This is a genomic window from Streptomyces sp. NPDC091271 (assembly GCF_044757505.1).
Classification (GTDB): Bacteria; Actinomycetota; Actinomycetes; order Streptomycetales; family Streptomycetaceae; genus Streptomyces.
In genome coordinates this window covers 158300-175386 of the sequence record NZ_JBIVVD010000001.1, presented here as the reverse complement: position 1 = coordinate 175386, position 17087 = coordinate 158300, and the positions used below count along the sequence as shown (strand labels likewise).

The following is a 17087-nucleotide window of genomic DNA, read 5'->3' as shown; positions in this document are numbered from 1 at the left end:
CGCTCGTCACACCCTGAGCCTGATGGCTTCCAGCTGGAGCTTCAGGTTCATGGGACTGCCGCTGTAGACCCATTCACCGGGCTTGGTGCAGGAATGGCCGTACCATCCCTTGTCCTTCACGTTGCTGTCCTGGCAGACGCTCCCCTCGGTGACCCCGATGGTGAAGCCCTGCATGGAGGAGTACGACTCCTTGGTGCTGCCGAGGTACATGTCCTTACCGGTGCTCTGCTGCTGCCACTTGTCGCCCTTCCTCCAGCCCTCGACCACGTAGGCGGACGCGCCCCGGACGCCCTTGGTCTTGGACACCGCGATGTTGATGGCCTTGATGGGCAGGCCCTTGCCGACCGTGCCTGCCGTGGCGCCGTCGCACACCGGGTCCTGCCAGCCGCGGTCAGCCACGTAGACGCGGTAGCAGATGTGACGGCCCTCGCTGAGCGCGGCGATCTCGTGCACCGCGACTGCCGCGGTCCGCTCCGGCGGCTTCTTCGTCTCCGAACCGCCGCCGCCACCGCCGTCGCCGTCGGGGCTCTTGGTCTCGGTCTCGGGGGTCTTCTCGGGCTCCGGGGTGGGCGGAGCGGACGTGGGCGCGGCGCTCTCCTTGGGCGGCGGGATGGCGCTGACGGTCTCCGAGCTCTTCTCCGTCGCCATGCTCCGCACCTGGGGCTTGTACGCCAGCCAGATCACCACGAACGCGATGGTCAGCGTCAGGAGCAGACCGAGCACGGTGGCCAGCCAGCCCGGCAGGAACCCCCGCTGGACGTAGGTGCCGTCCACGTCCACGCTCTTGGCACCGGAGCGCCGCAGGGCCAGCGCGTAGGGCTGCTCCTCCTTCGACCCGAACCAGATGATCTGCCGAGGCTTCAGCGTCGTCCTGACGAAGGTGGCCCGGCCCGGCTCGATCTGGACGTTGCTCGGCTGGATGTCGTACGACAGCCGGTCGCCGGAGTCACTGCCGCTGAGCGAGGCGGTGACCTTGGTGTTGCCGAGGTTGTCGACCGCGAGCCGGGGCCGGCCGCGGAAGCGGCCCTTGACGACCGGCGGCACCAGCTCGGCACGCACCTCCGTGAAGGGGGTGATGGTGAGGTTGCCCTCCGGGACGGTCACCGCCTCCGGATGCTCGGTCGGCGTGATCCGTACGGCGTACGGATTCGGCCCGGCGGTGGCGTCCGGCGTACGCGGCGGAGCGAACGTCAGCTCCACCGAGCCGGTGGTGCCGGGATAGAGGCGGAGCGTCTGCGGCTCCACGGTGGTCCAGGGGGCGAGGCCGCCGATCGGTTCGAAGCGGTATTCGTCCACCACATCGCCGGTGTTGCGAAGCCGGAGCCGCACGGTGGCGCTGCTGCCGGGGTCGACGGTGGTGGAGAGGGGTTCGAGAGAAGTCCACAGGCTCACACGCCCACGTTAGGCGGGGACGTAGCGCGCGTCAGGGGCCACGAGGGCACACCGGGTGCCCTCAGGGCTCACCCGTATGACCCACCCCCGCGGCGTACGGTCCGGGCTCCGTACCGCTACGCGGCGTCCCACTCGGAGTCCGAGGAGTCCGGATTGTGGCCCACGGTCTTGTCCGTCATGGCCCCCTGGAGAACCCCGTTCTCCAGCTTCGCACCGATCTTGCCTGCCTGCGCCTCCACCTCCGCCACCACCTTGGGGTACGCCTTCATCCACTCCGGCATCCGCCAGCCGGGGAAGAACTGGGCGTGGGTACCGGAGGCCTGGACCTCGTAACCGTTGGGCCGGCCGATGTGCTCGTTGACGGCCTCGAAGGCCCACTGGCAGCTGGCGCACGCCTTCTTGACGCCGCCCATCATGACCTGCTCGATGTCCCCCGAGGTGTTCGGGTTCGCCACCCAGCCGGCGACGTGCTGGCCCAGCACCGTCATCTCACCGTGCTGCGAGCTCTTGCCGGACTCCGTGCCCCCGACCGCGAACCACTGGATGGGCCTGCGCAAGGCGTCGCCGACAGCGATCAGCCCGGGTGCGTTGCCGTGCCCCTCGGAGTAGTCACCCGCCGTCAGGGCCTTGAGCTTCGTCCGGTCCCTCTCTTTGGCGTGCTTCATCTCGGGGGTCCCGTCCACGTACTTCCGCAGCTCCGCCTCGACCACACTCTTGTCGTTGTCGGTGACCCGCTTCTCGCCGGTGTTCCCCGCGATGGCCAGGGTCTGGCCGCCGGGGAGGAGCGACACCGCCAGGTGGGGAGTGATCTTGCTCTTGCCGCGCTGGGGGTTGCCACGTTGGTCCGTGTAGTCGCTGTTCGTCTTGGTGATGGTCTCCAGGGCGATACGGGACATCCGGTCCAGCATGCGCAGGGTCACGTCCCGGTCTTCCGGGGCGGACGGCTTCGTCTGCTGGTACTTGGCCGGGGCCTCCTCGGTCTCGGAAGCGACCCGCTGGACCTCGGGTGTGTCCGCCCCGGGAAACTCCACGGCGCGCTGCACCGGCGCGGACGAGCCCGGCAGGGAGAGGTCGGGTGCGCCGCCCTGGGCCAGCTTCCGGCCGTTGGCGGCGGACTGCTTCTCGAACGGGTCGTCCTGGTGCGAGACCTTGGCCCCCGCACCGTTGTCCGTCCCCGCCACCGGGCCCATCGTCTGCTGACGGACGTGGTCCAGCTCGTGGAAGATCGTCTCGTCGTCCAGGTGCGGCTTCTGGCTGACGATGTCCGAACCCGTGGTGTAGGCAACGGCGTTGAACTCCATCGCCGAACGCTGCGCGACCGGCCCGGTGTGCAGCCGGACGTGGTCGAAGCTCATCCCGTACGCCTGCTGCGCCTTGTCGAGGATGCGGGGTTCCGGCCGGCTGCCCGGCGAGGAGATCGCCTCCTGCACCGACACCCTCCGCTGCACGGCCGACTGCTCGCCTGACGGCGCCGCCTCACCGTGGCCGCACCCGGGCCCGTGCGCGTGCCGCTCCTCCTCGATGGCGCGCGACACCGCCGCGTTCCCCGCCGTGCGCTGGAGGGCCAGCATCCGGCCGGCCTGCGTGCTCGGCGCACCGGTGCGGCGAGGTTTGCTCCGGTCCCCGGGCTGCGGGGCCGGTGTTTCGTGTGCGCGCACGACGCTCCCTTCGGAACCGGACAGCTGACCACCCAGCTCTACCCGACCGCACCGGCCCCGGACAGGTCCGCGAGGGCAACCTTGCGGGCAACGGCGTCACGCAGAGGGGGACGCATCGCACAGAAGTGCCCTTGTGGGCAAGAGAGGTGCCCCCGATCGGGCCCCGGAGGACGTTTCGGGGGACGCGCTTCGCGCGTGAAGGTGAAAGCCGTCCTGTCTCGTACCCCGAGGAGAGCAGAGCATGCCGTCCTACCTGTCGCCCGGCGTATACGTCGAGGAGGTGGCCAGCGGCTCGCGCCCGATCGAGGGTGTGGGCACTTCGGTCGCGGCCTTTGTCGGCCTCGCGTCGACCGGGCCCCTGAACGAACCCACCCTGGTGACCAACTGGACGCAGTACGTCGCAGCGTTCGGTGACTTCACCGACGGGTACTACCTGGCGCACTCCGTCTACGGCTTCTTCAACAACGGTGGCAGCGCCGCCTACGTCGTGCGGGTCGGCGGCTCGGCCGAAGGCGTGTCCGACGCCGCCCCCGCCGCGGTCACCGGCTCCAGGACCCCGGCCGCGCTGCCGACGGGTGAGCCGCAGCAGCTGGGCACCTTCTCGGTGACGGCGCTCGCGCCCGGGCAGAGCGGCCAGCTGACCGTCGAGGTCGCCGACCCCGAGGGCGAGGGCCCGGCCGAGCGCTTCAAGCTGGTCGTCAAGGACGGCGACAAGACCGCCGAGACCTTCGACGTGACCGCCAAGAAGAGCGGCCGCAACTACGTCGTCACGCAGGTCAAGGAGCGCTCCAAGCTCATCACCGTGCAGGAGGCCGCGCCCGCCGCGCAGCTCGCACGGCCCGACAACCAGACCGTGGCGCTCGCGGCCCCGGCCCCGGCCGCCGCCCCGGCCGTCCCCGCGGCGGACACCTCCGCCCACCCCGGGCCCGCCCAGTACCTCGGCGACTCCGCCGACCGTACGGGCTTCGGCGGTCTGGAAGCCGTGGACGAGATCTCCATGGTCGCCGTCCCCGACCTGATGTCCGCCTACCAGCGCGGGGCGATCGACATGGAGGCCGTCAAGGCGGTCCAGCTCGGTCTGATCGCGCACTGCGAGCTGATGGGCGACCGCGTCGCGGTCATCGACCCGCCGCCGAGCCTGAACGCCCGCCAGATCAGGGTCTGGCGCCAGGAGACCGCCGGCTACGACTCCAAGTTCGCGGCCCTGTACTACCCCTGGGTCAAGGTCTTCGACCCGGCGTCCGGCCAGTCGAAACTGGTCCCGCCGAGCGGTCACGTCTCCGGCATCTGGGCCCGCAACGACTTCGAGCGCGGCGTGCACAAGGCGCCCGCCAACGAGGTCGTACGCGGCGCGGTGGACCTGGAGATCCAGATCACCCGCGGTGAGCAGGACCTGCTCAATCCCATCGGCGTCAACTGCATCCGCGCCTTCCCCGGCCGCGGTGTCCGCGTCTGGGGCGCCCGCACCATGTCCTCGGACCCGGCCTGGCGCTACCTGAACGTGCGCCGGTACTTCAACTACCTGGAGGAGTCGATCCTGATCGGCACCCAGTGGGTGGTGTTCGAGCCGAACGACACGAACCTGTGGGCCCGCATCCGGCGCAACGTATCGGCGTTCCTGGTCAACGAGTGGCGCAGCGGCGCCCTCTTCGGCTCGCGTCCCGAGGAGGCCTTCTACGTCAAGTGCGACGAGGAGACCAACCCCCCGGAGTCGGTCGACGTCGGTCGCGTGATCTGCGAGATCGGCATCTCCCCGGTCAAGCCCGCCGAGTTCGTGATCTTCCGGCTGGCCCAGTTCTCCAGCGGCAACGGCGAGCTGGAGGAGTAGGCCCCCGGCCTGCGCCCACAGCCCTCGCACGCAATCGACAAGACTTTCGGTAGGACGGGAAACAGATGAGTATCGGCCCGGGTGACGCATTCACCTCACACAACTTCGGCCTCCAGATCGACGGCGTCATGGTCGAGTACCTCGCGGAGGTCAACGGCCTCACCATCGAGCAGGACGTCATCAAGCACCTTTCCAACTCCGCGCAGGGCAAGCCTGAGGTGAGCCTCATGCCGGGCACGCAGAAGGACGGGCAGTGCACGGTGGTCCGGGGTATGACCCCGTCGGCGTCGTTCACGACGTGGATCAACGACTCGATCGCCGGTCAGATGTCCACGGCGCGCAAGAACGCCTCCATCATCGTGATGGACTACCAGAACAACCCGACGAAGCGTTACAACATGCGCAACGCCTGGTGCAGCAAGATCGACGCCAGCGCCCTGAAGGCCGGTGAGGCCTCGGCGCTGACGGAGACCGTGACCATCGTCTTCGAAGAACTGGTCATCGAGTAATGCGGCGTACTACGGCCAGGGCCGGCGCGGGCCCGATCACGGACGTACCGGCGCCCGAGGCCGTGGCGGGGCCGGAGCAGACGCCTGCTCCGGCCCCGGCCCCCGCCCCCGCTCCGGTGCCGCAGCGGTTGCAGACGGAGTTCCCCTTCGAGCTGCCGCGCGGCTACGTCGACGACGCGGGCACCGTGCACAAGGACGGCGTGATGCGTCTGTCCACGGCCCGGGACGAACTGATCCCGCTGCGGGACGTCCGGGTCCAGGAGAACCCCGCGTATCTGTCGGTGGTGCTGCTCGGCCGGGTCATCACCCGGCTCGGCACGCTGTCGATGGTGCACGACGGGACGGTGGAGAACATGTTCGCCTCCGACCTCGCGTTCCTCCAGGACTTCTACCGGCAGATCAACGCCGAGGGCCACACCCGGGCGGCGGTGGAGTGCCCGCACTGTTCCGAGCCGTTCGAGGTGGAACTCGGCGGGAGCCGCCTGGGGGAATCGTGACGTACGCGACCGACCGGCTGCATGAGGAGATCGCGTACGTCGCCTATCACTTCCACTGGAGCCTCGACGCGATCCTGGACCTGGAACACCACGACCGCAGGCTGTACGCGGACCAGATCGCGTCCTTCGTGACGCGCGCCGGAGCGGAGGGCTGAGCCGTGGGGTTCCTGGACCGGATGCGGGGCCGTGAGGCCCGCGCAGACGCACAACACACCGCACCCGCCGGGGCCGGGGCCACCGGGCCCACCGACTCGGCGGGCTCAGGCGCGGGAGCCGACCCGGGCCCGGCGTCCGGCTCCGGCTCCGGGCCGGTGCCGACGGCCGTCGCGTCCTGGTCCGGCCTGCCGCCGATCCAGCGGGCCATGGGCGCCGGACGGTCGGTGGTCGCGGACGCCGGTTTCGGCGGGCGGCTGCCGACGTGGCAGAACCCGTCGTTCACCGGGCCGCCGTCGCTCGGCGTCATGAACACCGCGGCGGACAGCCTCCTCTCGGGGGCGCTGACCCGCTCGGCGCGCCCGGTGGCGGGGCTCGAAGGGCGCTCCGGCGCACTGCCGTTGGCGACGGGTGCGGCAGCAGAACCGGTGGTGCAGCGTGCCCCGGCGGTGCCGCTACGAGCGCTGCCTTCGGCACGGCCGGCCCGGTCTGCGCCCACGTCGGGGCCGACCTCGGCGTCGGCACCCGCGTCGGTGCCCGCGTCACAGGGGCCCAGGGGGCCCGCGCGCGCGGCCGGACGTCCTGTGGCTGCGGCGCCTGCTGCTCCGGCGGCCTCCTCGGCGCCCGCGTCAGCCGCCCCGGCCGTGCGGACGCGGTCCCTGGGCAGTCCTTCCGCGTCAACTCCCGCGTCCCTGCCGGTGTCTCCGGCGGTGACGCCTCCAGCCGCCGGCGACCGCGCGGCTGTCGCCGCACCGCCCGCAGCGGGGAGCACGGCCCGTGCGGACGCGGCCCCCGCGCCGGGTCGGGCACCCGCTGCCGAGGCATCGGCACCGTCCGGGGCGTCCCCCGCACCCGTACGGGCGGTCCGGAGCCCGGGGCCCAGGAACGCCCCCGCCCCGGCGCCCGGCGTCCGCGTGGCGCCGGTACCACCCGCCCCCACCCGGACCCGGCCTCTGACGAAGGCACCGGCAGTGCAGCGACGGGTCCTGCCGGCCACCCGGCGAGAGCCCTCGGCCCCGGGGAGCACGCGGAGTGCGCCTGGTCCGGCCACATCAACTGAAGGTGACCGAGGGGGAGTCGGCGCGACCGGCTCCCCCCGCACCGCGCCCTCGCCCCAGCCCTCGCACTCTCCTTCGCCCGCGCCCGCGCCTGCGCCGTCGCCCGCGCCCTCGCCCTCGCCTGCGCCTGCGCCTGCGCCGCAAAGGATCGCCGGGGGTACGTCGACCGGTGACGCCGCCGTGCAGCGTGCGGTGGCCCCGCGTGACACCGCACCGGGCCGCCCCGGCGACGGCGTGACCACGGGGACACGCGGTGCCGAAGCGCCCCGAGCCTCCTCTTCCGGTGCGGGATCAGCAGGCAGCGGCTCACGCGGTGCCGGTTCGCCGGGGGCTGCTTCGTCCGGCGCTGCTTCGCCTGGTGGCGGTTCACGCGGTGCTGCTTCGCCCGGCGCTGCTTCGCCCGGTACCGGTTCACGCGGTGCTGGTTCGTCCGGTGCCGGTTCGCGCGGTGGAGCAGAGGCGGGCGCTCCCAGGACGGAAGGCGCACGCAGCGCCCCCGGCTCGGCCCCGTCCGGGCCGGCCCCGGCATCCGCCCCGGTCCAGCGAGCCGTGGCCGAAGGCGCGGCCCCTCGTGGCCCCCGCGACAGGGCAGCCTCCCCACCCGTACGGCCCGCCGGTCCCGGCGGAACGGCACCGGCGGAGCAGAGCGCCCCGCGCGGCCTCGGCCGCCCGACGAACGTGCCCCGGACCGCGCCCCCGCAGGCGGCGACGCCCTCGAGCGCGCACCGCGATCCGGCTGCCCCGAGCGCCCCCACAGCCTCCGCCGGTCCGCGCGACGCGAAGGCCGCTGTGCAGCGGCGCACCGCCGACGCCGGCAGTCCCGGCACACCGCCGCCCACCGGCGACCGCGCCCGCCCGGTGGCCCCTGCCGCACCTGCGGGGCCGGCCGGCCCCGCTGCCTCCGCCCCGCGCGGCGGCACCGTACGCGCGGACGGGCAGCCCCCGGTGCGGCGCACCGAGCCGAGCCCCTCCGCCCCCGGCTCGGACACGCCTGCCACCCGGCCGTTCGGGGCAGCAGGCTCCGGCAACGGCGGAGCGGGGCGCACCACTTCTCCGGCCTCGGGCTCACCGGCCCCGGTCCGGCGCGCCGCAGCGGACACCCGTAGCCCGGCCACCGGTGCCACCCCCACCGGCCCTTCGACCTCCCCGGCGCCCGTCCAGCGCACCGCGTCGGACACCCGTGGTCCGGCCACCGGTGCCGCCCCCGCCGGCCCTTCGGCCTCTCCGGCGCCCGTCCGGCGCGCGGCATCGGACACCCGTGGTCCGGCGTCCCCCACGCCGCCTACGGCCGCCGCCCCCGCCGCCCTCCCGGTGTCGGCTCTCCCTCGCACCACACCGCCGGGTACGGTCAGCAACCGGCCGGCCGGTCCGCGCGGCAACCCGCCGAAGTCGGCCCGCCCGGGTCTCGGCGCCCCGATGTCCTCCGCACCGGCCCCCGTGTCTCCCACGGCCCCCGCGCCCGCCTCACAGCCACACGTGCGGACGGCCCCGCAGTCGCCGCCCCCCGCGCACAATCCGCCGCCCACCGCGCCGGCCCACGGCTCCCCCGCACCCGCGCTCCCCGTGCAGCAGGTCCGGCGCGCGGTGGCCCCCGCACCCGTCGGGCAGGTCCAGCGCACCACGGCCGCGCCCCCCGCCGCCGCGCCCCGGCGTCGTACCCCGCTCGGCGCCCCGATGTCCTCGGCGCCCACGGACGTGGCCCCGCTCATCGCCCCTCCCACCCCGCCGGCCATCGGCCCCCGAGCCACGGCGCCGGCCATCCCCGCACCGAGCACCCAGGCTCCGCTGCCCCCTCTGCCACCGCCTCCGGCCCCTCCTCAGGCCGCCCGGCCCCCGGCCGCCGTCCCGCCCTCGTCGCCCACCCGCGTCCAGCGCCGTGCCATGCCCCTCAGCGCCGTACCGATGCGCGGCCTCACGCCGCCAGGCGTCGCCGCCGCGTCCCCGCTCCCCGTGGCGCCTCTCACCCCGCCCCCCGCGACACCGCCGGCGCCCTCGCGCCCCGTACAGTCCAGCGGCAGCAGCGCCTCGGACCCCACCGTCCAGCGCCTCGGCGGCGGTTCCACCATCGGCGCACTCGCCTCCGCGGCCGCCGGCACGGTGGCCTCCTCCCTGAGCCGTATCCGGCCGCACCGGAGTGGCCACACCACCCCGCCACCGCCGGCCTACCAACCACCCTCCGGGAGCCCGCCCCCGTACTCCCCGCCCGCCGGCGGCTCCACCCCGCCCCCGGGCTCCACGACCTCGCAGCAGGAGCCGCCGCCCGAGTACGCGGCCGTCCCGGCCGGCGGGTTCGACCCCCGCGAGCTCACCGACTTCCAGCTCGACGAACTCGTGCACCGGATCATCGGCCGCATCACCCGCCTCATCCGTACCGAGTTGCGGATGGACCGCGAACGGATCGGCAGACTCCGCGACCCCCGTCACTGACCCGGGCGCCCCGCCGTCCGACGACCACCTCCGACGTAGACGTATCCGACGAAAGGCCCACCCGCGATGCCCCGCCAGGACCCGGGCTCAACCATCTGGTTCACCCTCACCATCGACGGCGAGAGCCTCGGTTACTTCAACGGGTGCGAAGGCCTGTCGTCCCAGGTGGAGATAGAGCAGCGCCAGGAGGGCGGCAACAACGGGTTCGTGTGGCAACTGCCCACCCGCGTCTCCTTCTCCAACATCCGGCTGACCCGCCCCCTCACCCCGGACACGGCCAAGGTCGCCAAGTGGATCTCCTCCGTCCAGACGGGGATCAAGCGGCCGACAGCCCAGATCTCCGCCCTGCGCGCGGACGGCTCGCTGGTCGCCCGCTGGGGGCTGATCGACGTACTGCCCGTCAGCTGGCAGGGCCCCAGCCTCGACCCCGGCAACCCGGCCGTGGCCAACGAGGTCCTGGAGATCGCCCACCACGGCTTCACGGACTGACGGCGCCGAAGAGCAGAGAGGAAGACCATGGCCCAGAGCAGCAAGGGCGCCGGCAAGAGCCTCGTGCGAGCCGGCCTCGCCATCCACGAGCCCCCGGTGGGCACGAGCACCACACCCGGCGCGCTCATGCGGACGTTCAGCTTCGAGTTCAACCCGGCGCAGCTGTCCCTCAGCCAGCGCGCCCAGTGGAAGTCGACCCCGACCGCGGCCGTACGGGACGGCTCGAAACCGGAGTTCATGGGAGCCGAGCCCCGGGAGATGACACTGGAGATCTTCCTGGACTCCTCCACCAAGCCGACCGGCAACACCGTGCTGAAGAAGGTGGAGTCGCTGCTGGGCTGCTGCGAGGTGACCGCCAAGAGCATCGCCGCCAACCAGCCGTCGCCGCCGTGGGTGGTCTTCCAGTGGGGGTCGTTCTCCACGGCCCGCTTCACGGCGTACGTCAGTTCCATCGAGGCGTCGTACACCCTCTTCGGCACGACCGGCGTCCCCATCCGCGCCACCTGCCAGGTGCAGCTGCACGAGATCCCCGGCAAGACCAAGGGCCAGAACCCGACCTCCGGGGCGCTCACCGCCCAGCGCGTGCACCAGGTCGTCGCGGGCGACTCGCTCCAGTCGCTGGCATGGCGCGAGTACGGCAACGCCACCGCGTGGCGCGCGATCGCCGAGGCCAACGGCATCGACGACCCGTCCCGGCTGCCCTCCGGCACGGAACTCGTGCTGCCCGCGGCGGAGGAGGTGCGTCACTGATGGTGCAGACCGCGTTCTCCAGCATCATGCAGGTCACCGTCGGCGGTGCGAAGCTGCCCGCCGCCATCGCCCCGATGCTCGTCGAGGGCTGGGTCGACCAGGGCGCCGGTGTCCCCGCGGCGTTCCGGCTCACCTTCCGCGATCCGTACCACCTGGTGCTCGGCGAGCTGAGCGTGAAGTTCGGCACCCGGGTGGTCCTCACGCCGGTGGCGGACGGCCAGGGCATCGGCAAGCCGCTGCTGACCGGCGAGGTCACCGGCATGGAGGCCGACTACGACGGCACCGGCAGCTTCACCGTCATCCGCGGCTACGACTTCGGGCACCGCCTGATGCGCCAGCGCCGGGTCGCCGCCTACCGCAACCAGTCGGCCTCCGACATCGCCCGAAAACTCGCCGGCATGGACGGCGTGCCCATCGGCCGCATCCAGTCGACGAAGGGCGCGTACGCGTTCATCAGCCAGTCCAACGTCACCGACTGGGACTTCCTCGCCCGGCTCGCCGACGAGAACGGCATGGTGATGTCCCTGGACCCCAAGGGGAAGTTCCGCTTCGTCAAGCCGAACCCGTCGTCCGGCGCGCCCTCGCCCAGCACGGACGGCGACAAGAGCCCCTTCGTCCTCCAGGCCGGCCACGACATCCTGCGGCTGCGGGCCGCCGTCACCGCCGCCGACCAGGTCGGTGAGGTCGAGACGCGCGGCTGGAACGTCACCACCAAGAAGAAGATCACCGAGGTCTCGCCCGCCAAGACCGACCCGGGCATCACCATCGGCCTCACCCCCGGCGAGGCCGCCGGCAAGTTCAAGGCGGCCAAACTCGTCGAGACCGGCAACCCCTACGACAGGCAGGACGAGGTCAGACACGCCTCGAAGGCGCTCGCCGCCGACGTCACCTCCTCCTTCGCCGAGCTCGAGGTCGTGGTGCGCGGCAACCCGGACCTGCGGCCCGGCGTGCCCGTGGCCCTCGCCGACGTCGGCAAGCCCTTCGAGGGGAAGTACACCGTCACCTCCGTACGCCATGTGTTCGGCGACGGGAAGCACTACGAGTCGTGGGTCACCGTCAGCGGACGCCAGTGGCGCTCGCTGTACGGGCTGACCTCGGGCGGCGGCACCCCGGACGGCGGGCGGCTGCCCAGCGTCGCCAACGCCATCGTCACCGACGTACAGGACCCGCTCAAGCAGGGCAGGGTCAAGCTCCAGTTCCCGTGGCTCGACAACACCTATGTCAGCGACTGGGCGCGCAGCGTGCAGCTCGGAGGCGTGGGCGGTGGCGGCGTCTTCCCCATGGACGTCGGCGACGAGGTGCTGGTCGCCTTCGACCGGGGGGCGCTGGACCACCCGTTCGTGATCGGCGGGCTCTACAACGGCCGGGACGTACCCACCACCAACGACGTGCCCCTGCACGACGGCCTGAAGAAGAAGGCCACCCGGCACACCGTGTCCGACCGCCAGGGCAACCGCGTCGACCTGCTCAGCCAGCGGACCGGCGGCCGGAATCAGGGCGTCCGGATCGCCAGCGGCGACGACAGGCTGACCATCAACCTCGACCGCACCAAGACGGAGATCACCGTCGACAGCAAGGGCGCGGTCAGCATCACGGGCAGCCGCTCGGTGTCGGTGGAGGCGGGCACGAACCTCTCGCTGAGCGGGCGCCGGTCGGTGTCGATCAAGAGCGGCGGGCCGCTCACCCTCCAGGGGCAGGGCATGGTCAACCTCCGGTCCACGGGCGGCGTGGTCAGCGTGAACGCGATGGGTGCACTGAACCTGTCGGCGACCGGCGCCGCGTCGCTCTCCGCCACAGGGATCATCTCGGTCCAGTCCGTGGCCAACGTGAACATCAAGTCCGTGAAGCTCGACCTCATGGGCGGCTTCTTCGTCAACACCATCAAGTACCCGTTCGGATGACCGGACGACCGTACCGGCATGCCGGGTCCGTACCGAGAAGAAGGCAGGTGGCTCCCTGATGGCCGAACAGTTCGTCGGATCCGGCTGGGCCTTCCCGCTGCGCATCGGGCCCACGGGCGGCATCGCCCTCGTCAGCGGGGAGCGGGAGGTCGAGGAGGCCATCAGGCTCGTCCTGGCCACCGCCCCGGGCGAGCGGCCGATGCGGCCCGAGTTCGGCTGCGCCATCCACGACCTCGTCTTCGCGCCGGTCAACGAACAGACCGCCGGCCGCATCCAGCACGAGGTCCACACCAGCCTGGACCGCTGGGAGCCCCGCATCGAGGTCCACGAGGTCGAGGTCACCGCCGGCGCGGAACAGAACGTCCTGTTCATCGACGTCCGTTACGCCATCCGCGGCACCAACAACCCGCGCAGCCTGGTCTTCCCGTTCTACGTCATCCCCTCCCACGACGAACCCGGGGGGCCGGGCCCCTCCGGTGGCTCCGGTGCCCCTTCCGAAAGCGACGGCTGATGTCTCTGCCCTCCCCCAATCTCGACGACCGCCGCTTCCAGCAGTTCGTCGACGACGCCAAGCGCTACATCCAGCAGCGCGCCCCGGAGTGGACCGACCACAACGTCTCCGACCCGGGTGTCACCCTCGTCGAGACGGTCGCGCACATGGCCGACCAGATCGTCTACCGCCTCAACCGGGTGCCGGAGAAGAACCACCTGGCCTTCCTCGACCTCGTCGGCATCACCCTCTTCCCGCCGGCCGCCGCCCGCACCGACGTCACGTTCTGGCTGTCCGCCCCGCAGGAGGAGGCGATAGCCGTACCGGTCGGCACCGAGGTGGCGACCGTACGCACGGAGCGGGAGAGCGCCGTCGTCTTCGCCACCGAACGCGAACTGACCGTCGTGCCCAGCGCGCTCCGGCACCTCGTGGTGCAGCACCAGGGCGAACCCGTCGCCGACCGGACCGACGACCTCGCCGAGGGCAAGGACCTGCTCTGCTTCGCCGAGTCGCCCACCCCCGGCGACTGCATGCTGATCGGCCTCACCGCCGCCGTCCCGCACTGCGCCCTCGCCCTCGAACTCGACAGCCGCGTCGACGGTGTCGGCGTCGACCCCCGGCAGCCCCCGCTCGTGTGGGAGGCGTGGACCGAGGACGGCTGGCGGCCCTGCGAGGTCGACCGCGACGGCACCGGCGGTCTCAACCGGCCAGGCGACATCGTCCTGCACATCCCCGGCGGCCACGTCCTCTCCCGCAACGGCGGACAGGAGGCGGGATGGCTGCGCTGCCGCGTCACCGAGCCCCAGCCCGGCCAGCCCTTCTACGCCACGTCGCCGACCATCCGGTCCGCCGAGGCCTACACCATCGGCGGCACCACCGGCGTCGTGCACGCCGAGGCCGTGTACGACGAGGCGCTCGGCGAGTCCATCGGGCTGCCCGGCCAGCGGCTGCGGCTCACCAACGCGCCCGTGGTCGGCGACGACCCGCCCCTCTGGCTCCAGACCGCCGAGCACGACGGCTGGGAGGACTGGCAGGTGGTCCCGCACTTCGCCGCGTCCCGGCCGGACGACCGGCACATCACCCTGGACGCCGCGACCGGCGAGATCGCCTTCGGCCCCGCCGTCCGCGAACCCGACGGCACCCTCCGCCAGTACGGCGCCGTCGCACCCAAGGGCTCCGTCATCCGCGCCCGCCGCTACCGCACCGGCGGCGGCCGGGAGGGCAACGTGGCGCGCGGCACCGTCCAGGTCCTGCGCACCTCCATCCCGTACGTCGCCGAGGTCGTCAACCGCGAAGCCGCACGCGGCGGCGTCGACGGCGAGACGGTCGAGGAGGCCAAGCTCCGGGCGCCCATCACCCTCCGGGCCCAGGAACGTGCCGTGACCCTGCGCGACTACGAGGAACTCGCCCGCCGGGCCGCCCCCGAGACGGCCCGCATCACCTGCCTGGAGGGCGAGGAGAGCGAGTACGGGGCCTACGCGATCCGGGTCCTCGTCGTGCCCCAGGCCGTCCCCGACCCCGGCGGCCGGCTCCGCTTCGAACAACTCGTCCCGGGCGACGCGCTGCTCGGCCGCATCACCCGCCACCTCGACGAACGCCGTCTCATCGGCACCCGGGTCGCCGTGGGGCCGCCCTACTACCAGGGGGTCACCGTGGTGGCCACCGTCCACGCCTTCCGCGGGGTGGACACCGACCGCGTACGCCGCCAGGTCCACGACGCCCTCTACCACCATCTCGACCCGCTCACCGGGGGCGCCGACGGCCGCGGCTGGCCCTTCGGCCGCCCGGTCCAGGCGGGCGAGGTCTTCGCCGTCCTCCAGCGGGTCCCCGGTGTCGAACTGGTCGACGAGGTCATCCTGCACCCCGCCGACCCGCTGACCGGCAAGCGCGGCGACCCGACCAACCGCATCGACCTCGAACCGCCGGCCCTGGTCTTCTCCTTCGACCACCGCGTACGGGTGATCGGAGACGGGGCGTGACGGCCATCATCTGCACAGGAGGTCCCCGATGAGAGGCTCCGTCGACGGCCTCGGCTCGTCCACACCCATCAGCACGATGCTCCCCGCCGTCTTCGCGGAGGACGATCTCGCCCAGCGCTTCGTCGGCGGGCTCGACGACGTCCTGGCACCGATCCTGAACGTACTCGACTGCGTGGACGCCTACTTCGACCCCGCCCTCACCCCGGTGGACTTCGCCCAGTGGCTCAGCACCTGGGTCGGCGCAGAGACCGACGGCACCGAACCTGAGCCACGGCTGCGCGCAGCCGTGGCCGCCGCCGCCCGCCTGCACCGCGTACGCGGCACCCGGCGCGGCCTCGCCGAAGCCGTACATCTCGCCTTCGGCACCGACCCGGAGATCTCCGAGAGCGGCGGCGCCACCTGGAACGCCCGCCCCCTCGGCCCCGTCCCCGGCAAGCCCCGCCCCCACCTCCACGTCACCATCGCCCTCCCCGATCCCACCCCCGCGGACACGCACCGCCTGGACGCCCTCGTGGCAGCCGCCCGCCCCGCACACATGCCCTACACCGTCACCGTGACGGCCGCCGAAAGGACCCCGGAGAGATGACCACGCAGAACTGCGCCGAGTGCGGCACCCGCGCGGAACCGGGTCAGTCGTTCTGCGACGCCTGCGGCGCCGTGCTCAGCTGGAGCCCAGGCCCCCGCACCGGTAACACGGCACAGACCGCCGGATCCACCCCGCCCGCCGGATCCGCGTCGCCCGGCCACCGCCCCGAAGCGACGCCCCCTGCCGGCGTCGGTGTCCACACCGGCGCCACCACCGCGACGGCACCCGGCGAGGCCGGCCCTTCGGCCGCGACACCCGACGCCTCGCGCCTGCCGCGCCACCACCGCGACGTCCAGGAGCCCGGCCGGGCGGACGCGACGGGCGGGGGCACCGACGGCTGGGCCGTCGCGGCGCCCGGCGCCTCCGGCGGCCGGCACCCGGGCGAGACCGACCCCACCGTGCCGCTGCCCACCTCCGGCGAGAGCGCGGCCGACCGCGCCCGCTCCCTCCTCGTCCCGGTCGCCGAGCCCGAGCCGTCCCACTCCTCACCGCCCCCCGCCGCCGCTCCGGTCCTCCCCGGCCGCCCCGACACCGACCGGCCGCAGGTACGCGTCCCCGGCCCCCAGCAGGACACCGGGAACGGCCCGCCCTGCTCCTGGTGCGCCACCCCCAACCGCCCCGACCGCCACTACTGCGCCCGCTGCGCGATGCCGCTGGCCGGCAACGACGAACGCGCGCCCGCCCCCCGCCCGTGGTGGCGCCGCCTCGCCGGCTCCCGCCGGAACGAGAACCCGTGGGCCGGCGACAGGCCCCGCATCCGCCGCGCCTTCGACCGCATCGGCACGTGGATCACCGCCGCCGTCGTCGTCACCCTGGCCGTGCTCGGCGTGATGTACCTCCCCGACGGCATCCAGGCCACCAGGGACCACTTCGCCAAGCGCGCCATGGTCGCCCCCGACGACATCGTGGCGTCCCGCTCCTGGACCGGCCACAAGCCGCAGCTCGCCTTCGACAAGGTGAACAACACGTGGTGGGGCCCGGGGGTCACACAGTCCGGTGAGGGCGAGTGGATCGAGGCCCGCTTCGACCAGCCGACCCGCCTGCTGGACGTGATCATCACTCCGGGCGTGTCCATCCGCCCCGACGACCTCAACAAGTCCGCGCTGCCGCAGCGCATCAAGGCGACGATCATGACGAAGGACGGAAAGACCACGACCCGCCAACTGACCCTGGACCAGGGCACGGGCGGTCAGCGGCGCGCCTTCCGCGTCGGCGAGGCCGTCAAGGTGCGCTTCACCGTCGAGTCGGCCCACGCCGCGTCCTCGGACAAGCAGGTGGCCATCGCCGAGATCGAGTTCTTCGGCCGGTCGAACACCGACGGGTCCTGACCCCGCCGCACCTGAACACCGCACAGCGGCGAAAACGACGAC

Annotated in this window: 14 protein-coding genes; 12 read left to right on the top strand and 2 right to left on the bottom strand. The window is 72.8% G+C overall.

Translation table 11 applies throughout. The features are described from left to right. Nucleotides 1-6: 6 nt before the first annotated feature. On the bottom strand, nucleotides 7-1392 hold the full coding sequence (locus ACIQM3_RS00900) for a hydrolase (protein ID WP_401617022.1): 1386 nt from the start codon (nucleotides 1390-1392) through the stop codon (nucleotides 7-9). 116 nt (nucleotides 1393-1508) lie between these two features. Further along, nucleotides 1509-3050, bottom strand: a complete 1542-nt coding sequence (locus ACIQM3_RS00895) for a DUF4157 domain-containing protein (protein ID WP_401617019.1) — start codon at nucleotides 3048-3050, stop codon at nucleotides 1509-1511. Nucleotides 3051-3291: 241 nt separating this feature from the next. On the opposite strand from ACIQM3_RS00895, the gene ACIQM3_RS00890 reads away from it, so the two are divergent. The 12 genes from ACIQM3_RS00890 (at nucleotide 3292) to ACIQM3_RS00835 (ending at nucleotide 17045) form a co-directional block, all read left to right on the top strand. Further along, nucleotides 3292-4878 carry a phage tail sheath subtilisin-like domain-containing protein gene (locus ACIQM3_RS00890; RefSeq protein WP_401617016.1) on the top strand — a complete coding sequence of 529 codons (1587 nt, stop codon included), beginning with the start codon at nucleotides 3292-3294 and terminating at the stop codon, nucleotides 4876-4878. Between the two features lie 65 nt (nucleotides 4879-4943). Continuing rightward, entirely contained in the window at nucleotides 4944-5387 is a 444-nt protein-coding gene (locus ACIQM3_RS00885; RefSeq protein ID WP_104787890.1) for a phage tail protein, read from the top strand. Then, nucleotides 5387-5884, top strand: coding sequence for a hypothetical protein (locus tag ACIQM3_RS00880; protein ID WP_401617013.1), 498 nt, complete (start codon nucleotides 5387-5389; stop codon nucleotides 5882-5884). The genes ACIQM3_RS00885 and ACIQM3_RS00880 overlap by 1 nt, the downstream gene beginning before the upstream one ends. Beyond that, nucleotides 5881-6039, top strand: coding sequence for a DUF6760 family protein (locus tag ACIQM3_RS00875; RefSeq protein WP_393757426.1), 159 nt, complete (start codon nucleotides 5881-5883; stop codon nucleotides 6037-6039). Before ACIQM3_RS00880 ends, ACIQM3_RS00875 begins: the two co-directional genes overlap by 4 nt. Before the next feature lie 1845 nt (nucleotides 6040-7884). Continuing rightward, complete coding sequence (locus tag ACIQM3_RS00870) at nucleotides 7885-9522, top strand: hypothetical protein (protein WP_401617010.1); 1638 nt, start codon at nucleotides 7885-7887, stop codon at nucleotides 9520-9522. 66 nt (nucleotides 9523-9588) lie between these two features. Then, on the top strand, nucleotides 9589-10011 hold the full coding sequence (locus ACIQM3_RS00865; RefSeq protein WP_104787882.1) for a phage tail protein: 423 nt from the start codon (nucleotides 9589-9591) through the stop codon (nucleotides 10009-10011). Between the two features lie 27 nt (nucleotides 10012-10038). Continuing rightward, nucleotides 10039-10761, top strand: coding sequence for a LysM peptidoglycan-binding domain-containing protein (locus ACIQM3_RS00860; protein WP_401617007.1), 723 nt, complete (start codon nucleotides 10039-10041; stop codon nucleotides 10759-10761). Next, nucleotides 10761-12662 (top strand): VgrG-related protein, encoded by a 1902-nt coding sequence (locus ACIQM3_RS00855; protein ID WP_401617004.1) that lies wholly within the window; start codon nucleotides 10761-10763, stop codon nucleotides 12660-12662. Before ACIQM3_RS00860 ends, ACIQM3_RS00855 begins: the two co-directional genes overlap by 1 nt. A gap of 58 nt (nucleotides 12663-12720) precedes the next feature. After that, complete coding sequence (locus ACIQM3_RS00850) at nucleotides 12721-13173, top strand: GPW/gp25 family protein (RefSeq protein ID WP_401617001.1); 453 nt, start codon at nucleotides 12721-12723, stop codon at nucleotides 13171-13173. Further along, nucleotides 13173-15131, top strand: a complete 1959-nt coding sequence (locus ACIQM3_RS00845; protein WP_401616998.1) for a putative baseplate assembly protein — start codon at nucleotides 13173-13175, stop codon at nucleotides 15129-15131. Before ACIQM3_RS00850 ends, ACIQM3_RS00845 begins: the two co-directional genes overlap by 1 nt. Nucleotides 15132-15159: 28 nt before the next feature. Then, nucleotides 15160-15717: a phage tail protein gene (locus tag ACIQM3_RS00840; RefSeq protein WP_401616995.1), complete on the top strand. Its 558-nt coding sequence runs from the start codon at nucleotides 15160-15162 to the stop codon at nucleotides 15715-15717. After that, nucleotides 15714-17045 (top strand): NADase-type glycan-binding domain-containing protein, encoded by a 1332-nt coding sequence (locus ACIQM3_RS00835; RefSeq protein WP_401616992.1) that lies wholly within the window; start codon nucleotides 15714-15716, stop codon nucleotides 17043-17045. Before ACIQM3_RS00840 ends, ACIQM3_RS00835 begins: the two co-directional genes overlap by 4 nt. The last annotated feature ends 42 nt before the right edge of the window (nucleotides 17046-17087 follow it).